Source organism: Butyricicoccus sp., assembly GCF_050872565.1.
Lineage (GTDB): Bacteria > Bacillota > Clostridia > Oscillospirales > Butyricicoccaceae > Butyricicoccus_A.
Genome location: NZ_JBNMHC010000290.1, coordinates 1 through 2,924 on the forward strand (window position 1 = coordinate 1; position 2,924 = coordinate 2,924).

3 protein-coding genes are annotated in these 2,924 nt (G+C 51.2%); 1 reads left to right on the top strand and 2 read right to left on the bottom strand.

Annotated features, from left to right (window positions below):
* Nucleotides 1-615, bottom strand: a 615-nt coding sequence (gene panB, locus ACR0P9_RS10220) for a 3-methyl-2-oxobutanoate hydroxymethyltransferase (RefSeq protein ID WP_432619821.1), incomplete at its 3' end; no start/stop codon positions are given.
* Nucleotides 612-1,586 carry a Rossmann-like and DUF2520 domain-containing protein gene (locus tag ACR0P9_RS10225; RefSeq protein WP_432619823.1) on the bottom strand — a complete coding sequence of 325 codons (975 nt, stop codon included), beginning with the start codon at nucleotides 1,584-1,586 and terminating at the stop codon, nucleotides 612-614. The genes panB and ACR0P9_RS10225, both read right to left, overlap by 4 nt.
* Nucleotides 1,587-2,070: 484 nt before the next feature.
* Here ACR0P9_RS10225 and ACR0P9_RS10230 point away from each other — a divergent pair, with 484 nt between their 5' ends.
* Nucleotides 2,071-2,910, top strand: coding sequence for an AraC family transcriptional regulator (locus ACR0P9_RS10230; protein WP_432619825.1), 840 nt, complete (start codon nucleotides 2,071-2,073; stop codon nucleotides 2,908-2,910).
* The last annotated feature ends 14 nt before the right edge of the window (nucleotides 2,911-2,924 follow it).

Here is a 2,924-nt window from a genome sequence, read left to right on the forward strand (position 1 = left end):
AGCGCCGATGCCGATGGTCGGAATGTCCAAGCTGTCTGTGATCTTCTGTGCCAGCAGTGCCGGAATGCCTTCCAGAACAACAGCAAAGGCACCTGCTTCCTGTACGCGGCGGGCATCATCCAGAATCTGCTGTGCTTCCTTCTCGCCCTTGCCCTGTACCTTAAAGCCGCCGAATGCATTGATGGACTGCGGAGTCAGACCGAGATGCGCGCAAACCGGAATGGATGCGCCGACAATTGCCTTGATCTGCTCGCATACCGAAGCGCCGCCCTCCAGCTTGACTGCCTGCGCGCGGCCTTCCTTCATCAGTCTGCCTGCATTGACAACAGCGTCATAAACAGATGCCTGATACGACATAAATGGCATATCGCCGATAACCAGTGCATTTTTTGCACCGCGGGCAACAGCTGCCGTATGATGAATCATATCTTCCATTGTAACGGACAATGTGTCCTCATAGCCGAGAATGGTATTTCCCAGCGAATCTCCTACCAAAATTGAGTTGATGCCTGCTGCATCGACGAGCTTTGCGGTCGAGTAATCATATGCCGTCAGCATCGACAGACGCGTGCCTTCTTTTTTTGCCTGCTGGAATGTTAAAACCGTGTTCTTCATGACAATCCCTCCAAATACTCAGTGAGGGCGGTATCGTCTCTGTCAGGATGTTTTTTGTGCGCGATGTCGCACAATCTGCGCGTCAGACGGGCATATAGTGCCTGTTCTTCCCGCGTCAGACATGCCATGTGCGACTGAATCGTTCCCATGTCGCCGCGCTCTGCCGGACCGGTCAGGGCGTTTTGCGGGCCTTTGTCGCAAATCGCCTGCATATTTCCGCGCATGAGCGGGGTCAATGCTGTCAGCGCCTGCTCCGGCGTAAATCCGCACTGCTCCAAGAGCTGTGTGCCCCAGTCCGCCAGTCCAACGACCAGATTGCTCACAACGCACGATGCCAAATGATACCGCGCCTTGTCCGCCGCTTGAATGGTTGCGTGCTGAATGCCGCAGGCGTCTAACACGCCCTGCATATGCGGTGCACCATTGCCTTCCAGCGTAAAAAATGCGCCGGTCAGCTTTTCCCACGCGGAGAATCGGTCACTGACTGCCATCATCGGGTGCACGGAACAAGTCTGTGCGCCGCACGCATCCGCTCCCTCGAACACCGAGCTGGGCAGTGCGCCGCTGCAATGGCATATCCATTTACTTTTGATCGGCAGTGTTTTCATGTCCTTCCACATGCGTGCAACCGCACCATCCGATGTGGTCACGAACAGGGTATCGCTCGCCTGTACAATCTCTTCCAATGTATCAAAGCAATGCGTCCTTGTAAACTCTGCTGCCTCTTCGGCGTGCTTGCGGGTTCTGCTAAAATAGCCTGTGACGGCGATACCGTGCTGGGTAAACAATTTTCCGAGCGACGTACCGACGTTTCCCGCGCCGATAAAACCAATTTTCATACGAACCACCTCCGTATTTCTACCGTCGGCGATTCCCTGTGCATCAGTCCCACTTGCCCGCGGCAATATAGGCTGTGCCGAAAAAAAGAAAAAACATCCGGTGCAGTTTACGATGTATCCTCGTAATACCACCCATACCGTTTAGAATAGCACAACGAACAATCCGAAACAAGAGGTTTGCCGCAAAATATAATTTTTTCTCCGTACAGCCCAATGTTTTTCCCAAACACCAGCCGGATTTTATCTGTTCTTACCCGAAAAACTCCGATATTTCATTTTCACACTTGTTACTTTTCGTCATCTAAATGTCAACTTTTTCGCGATTTTCGTTAACTATTCTTATTTTTCCCGACATTCCCCGCGCACACCCAGCACGCATATCTGATAAAATTTACCCGCCTCTTACGCATGGCAATCTCGCATTTATTCGATTTTCCTTTTTCTTTTATTTCTTTATGCCAATTTAAGTTTTCTTTAAAAATTTCAAAAGTCCTCTTGCAATATGTTGTTCTTTTCCGTATAATGATAATATATTGAGAGATTTGAGAAGGAATATTTGCATAAACCGTACGTTTCCCCTTATTTACGGATATGCACAGGCAAGGAGAGATTTATTATGGTCGAATTTACAACTCAATTCTGTGACTCTGCCAGCTTTTGCCAGACTGCTCTGCGGCAGTATGGCCGGTACGAGAAGGACGCTGATTCTAAGCAGCTGCCGTTTTTGAACGAGCACACTGTTATCGCATATATAACAGAAGGCTCTGGCAGCTTCAAGCTCGGCACATCGCTTCATACCATCGAGCCTGGCTCCGTCCTCGTCATGTTCCCAGACGTCTGTGTCAATGCTTCCGCATTTGACGGCCCTGTCAAGGTTATGTGGGCAGAGATGTCCGGCGATCCGCTGCCAAAGATTCTGGCACGCGCCGGTCTGACACCGCAAAAGCCGATTCTGTCTCTGGCAGATCTGGGAGAAAACTGCAAGACAGCAAAAACACTGACTCGCCTGACCGAGCCGGACGCAGAACTCGGTGCTCTGGCAGCATATGGTCTGGCTATGGAAATGCTGGACAATCTGGTAGAGGAAAGCCCGCGTCCGTGCCAGCCGAAGGTATCCAACCTCCAGCAGTATTACGTTGACAAGTCCATCCGGTATATCAAGACCAAGTATCCGCAGGATATTTCGGTAGAAGATGTCGCTCAGTACTGTGGCTTGAACAGAAGCTACCTCGGCAAGCTGTTCCGCGATGCGACCGGCATGACCACGCAGGAATACCTGATCCGCCAGCGCATGAGCGTTGCTTGTCACTATCTTCAGATCGGTGCCGCTCCGATTGCAACGATTGCTCGTTCTGTCGGCTATCCGAATCAGCTGCACTTCTCCCGTGCCTTCCACAAGGTATTCGGCATCCCGCCGCGCGAGTGGCAGAAGCGCAACCGCAAGACTTCTAAGTAATCGTTCCAAACAAA

What these genes read in the sequence shown, in the direction of transcription:
- ACR0P9_RS10230 (WP_432619825.1), top strand. Translation starts at nt 2,071, where the DNA reads ATGGTCGAATTTACAACTCAATTCTGTGACTCTGCCAGCTTTTGCCAG.